The sequence below is a fragment of the Microbacterium sp. Bi128 genome (assembly GCF_918698205.1).
Window position 1 is genome coordinate 1 of the sequence record NZ_CAKKMM010000465.1, and the last position, 3,547, is coordinate 3,547.

Consider the following 3,547-nt stretch of genomic DNA (forward strand, 5'->3'; position numbering starts at 1 on the left):
CCATGCAGGCGGCCGCGTGGGCCATGCCCGGCGACATCGTGGACAACTCACAGGTTGCCTCCGTCGGTGCCATCCAGAACTTCGGCGGCTACTTCGGCGGCGCCTTTGCCCCTCTGCTGACCGGTGTGATCGCCGATGCCACCGGCTCCTACGCGCCGTCGTTCGTGATCGGCGGCGTCATCGCCGCCCTGGCCGCAGTGGCATACACCGTGCTGGTCCGCGAACCCATCAAAGACAAGGCCGCAGCAACGCAGACAGAAAGCCGAACCGACGCATGAGCACAGCAACAAATGCATTGACGACGACGGCGGCCGCCCCCACGGCGGCCGCCCCGGCGGCGGGAACCACCACTGCGGGCACCGCCCGCTCGCCGTTCACCGTGGCCGTCACGGCCGACGCCGCGCGGCCGGACGGAAGCTCCATTCACGGGGATCTGGGGCTGCAACGGCTCAGCGAGCATGGCATCAGCTGGAGCGTCCTGCCCAGTTACACAGACCCGGTTCCGCTGGCCGACCTCGCCGGGGTCCAGGCCGTGCTGTCCCTGGGGCACATCGCCTTCGATTCACGCACCGTGGACCACGCCCCGGACCTGAGGCTGATTGCCCGGTTCGGGGCCGGCTACGAAACCATCGACTTGGACGCCTGCACCCGCGCCGGCATCGTTGTCACCAACACCCCGGATGCCATCCGGCGGCCGTTGGCGGTGGCGGGACTGACGCTGCTCCTGGCGCTCTCGCACAAGCTCCTGGCCAAGGACAGGCTGACCCGGACCTCTGACTGGGCGCAGCGCGAGCATTACCGCGGCGCGCCGCTGGTGGGCCAGACGGTCGGCATCGTGGGCTTCGGCAGCGTGGGCGCTGAGCTCGCCCGCCTCCTGGCCCCGCTCGGGGTGAAGGTCGTGGGCAACAACCGCAGCGGCCGCCACGCGGAGGCCGCCGGACTCGGCGTTGAGCTGCTGGGCCTGAACGAGCTCCTGGAGCGCTCGGATTACGTTGTGCTCTGCGCCGCGCTGACACCGGCGACCGAAAAATTGATCGGCGCGGCCGCGTTGGCGCGGATGAAGCCAAGCGCCTACTTGATCAATATCGGCCGCGGAAAGCTCGTGGACACGGATGCCCTCCGGGACGCCCTGCGGGACGCCCGGATCGCCGGTGCCGGCCTGGACGTCTTTGAGCCGGAACCCCTGCTTCCCGACGACGAGCTCCTGACCTTGGACAACGTGGTGCTTTCCCCGCATTCCCTGTGCTGGACCGAGGACTTCACGCGGGACGTCGCTGCCAGCGCCATTGGGTCAATCCTGGCGGTCGCGGCAGGGGAGCGCCCTGCCAACGTCCTGAATCCGGAGGTCTTCGCGACCGCGGCCTTCGCCGCGAAGCGCCCGTAACCCGGGGGTGTGACCTTGACAACATCCCTATAGATAGTAAATCCTATAGGAAACAGGATTCCACGAAGGAGTGAACCCATGGCCTATACAGCCGAAAACTGGCCCATCACCGCAGCGCTCCTGCAGTTCCCGGGAACCGACGCGCAGGGCAACCACATCAACGACGCCGACGCCTCCGCCTGGGCCGAGGTCCTCAGCGAGGTCAAGGACGCCGGCTTTGCCAATGCCGACCTCACGGACAGCTGGGTCCGCCCCGGCGACCTGAGCTCTCAGCGGCTTGCCGAGTTCAAGCAGACCGCGGATAACGTCGGCATCGGCATCCCCGTCATCTCGGCCATCCGCCGCAGCGTGATCGAGGAAGGCAACTGGGAAGCGAACCTGGCGTACAGCCACCGCACCATCGACGCCGCCGCCGAGCTGGGCTGCGATGTCGTCTCGTTCGGACTGCACCAGGCCATCACCGCCGAGCAGCAGAAGCAGCTCTGGTTCTGGACCGTCGAAGGGTACAAGGACCCGGTAGGGGACAAGGAAACGTGGGGTAAGGCTGTCAGCCGCCTGCGCGAACTCGGCCAGCACGCGGCCGAGGTCGGCGTCCTGCTCTCGCTCGAAATGTACGAGGACACGTACCTCGGCACCGCGGATTCCTCCGTTCAGCTGGTCCAGGACATCGGCCTGGCCAACGTCGGCATCAACCCGGACATCGGCAACCTCATCCGGCTGCACCGCCCGATCGAGGACTGGCGCGAGATGGTCGCCAAGACCCTCCCGTACTCCAACTACTGGCACATGAAGAACTACATCCGCGACGAGGACGTCGCCCGGGACACCTACGTGGCGATGCCGGCCCCGATGGAAAGCGGCCTCATCAACTACCGCGAGGCGTTCAAGACCGCGCTCTCCGTCGGCTTCCAGGGCATCCTGTGCACCGAGCACTACGGCGGCGACGGCCTCAGCGTCACGGCCAGCAACCAGGACTACCTCCGCCGCCAGGTCCTGCCGAAGACCGACGGCTACGCCCTCGGCACGAGCCAGGTGGCCCAGGGCCGGCAGCTGCCGGCGGCCACGGTACTCGCCAGCGCCTGAACGGGCGCCGACACCGGCGCGTGGTGCGGCCGTCAAGCCACTTGGGGGGCGGCCGCACCACCCCACCTCTCTACCCACAGCATCAGTTCTCCAACACGGATTCAATGAGGAACCATGACCCAGATCTTCGACAATCCCGCTGATTTCGCGGATGAGGCACTGGACGGCTTCGTTGCGGCCAACCGCGGCTACGTGGCCCGAGTCGACGGCGGCGTCGTCCGCTCCACCGAAGTCCCCTCCGGGCAGGTGGCCCTGGTGGTCGGCGGCGGCTCCGGGCACTACCCGGCCTTCGCCGGCCTCGTCGGGCCCGGACTGGCCACCGCCTCGGCCTGCGGCAACATGTTCGCCTCGCCCGCGGCCGGCCAGGTCTACCGCGTGGCCAAGACGGCCAACGCCGGCGGCGGCGTGCTGCTGAGCTACGGCAACTACGCCGGCGACGTCCTGCACTTCGGCCAGGCCCAGCTGCGGCTCAACGCCGAAGGCATCGAAACCCGCACCGTCCTGGTCACCGACGACATCGCCAGCGCCCCGCTGGAGCAGATCGAGAAGCGCCGTGGCATCGCCGGGGACCTGACGGTCTTCAAGATCGCCGGCGCCGCCGCAGAGGCGGGACTGAGCCTGGACGACGTCGAACGGCTGGCCATCCGGACCAACTACCGCACCCGGTCCCTCGGCGTGGCCTTCGACGGCTGCACGCTGCCCGGCGCGGAGGCCCCGCTGTTCTCTGTCCCCGCGGGGCACATGTCCCTGGGCCTGGGCATCCACGGCGAACCGGGCATCTCCGACCACCCCATGCCCACCGCCTCCGAACTGGCCGAACTCCTGGTCAGCCGGCTCCTGGCCGACAAGCCGGACGACGCGGGCACCCGCGTGGTCGCAATCGTCAACGGCCTTGGCACGGTCAAGTACGACGAACTCTTCCTGCTGTTCGGCAAGATCGAGAAGCTCCTCACCGCCGCCGGGCTCACCGTCGTCGAACCCGAATGCGGCGAGCTCGTCACGAGCCTGGACATGTCCGGGCTGTCCCTGACCCTGCTGTGGCTGGACGAGGAACTCGAGCAGTACTGGGCCGCCCCGGCC

The 3,547-nt window shown here is 68.5% G+C and carries 4 protein-coding genes; all 4 read left to right on the forward strand.

What is annotated here, in order from left to right; translation table 11 throughout:
- A partial coding sequence (locus LQV45_RS21115) for an MFS transporter (RefSeq protein ID WP_374208265.1) occupies nt 1-278 on the forward strand: 278 nt, incomplete at its 5' end.
- Nucleotides 275-1,384, forward strand: coding sequence for a 2-hydroxyacid dehydrogenase (locus LQV45_RS21120; RefSeq protein ID WP_230008686.1), 1,110 nt, complete (start codon nt 275-277; stop codon nt 1,382-1,384). The genes LQV45_RS21115 and LQV45_RS21120, both read left to right, overlap by 4 nt.
- A 78-nt stretch (nt 1,385-1,462) precedes the next feature.
- On the forward strand, nt 1,463-2,467 hold the full coding sequence (locus LQV45_RS21125; RefSeq protein WP_230008687.1) for a sugar phosphate isomerase/epimerase: 1,005 nt from the start codon (nt 1,463-1,465) through the stop codon (nt 2,465-2,467).
- 114 nt (nt 2,468-2,581) lie between these two features.
- Nucleotides 2,582-3,547: dihydroxyacetone kinase family protein (locus tag LQV45_RS21130; RefSeq protein ID WP_230008688.1), on the forward strand; the 966-nt coding region annotated here is incomplete at its 3' end.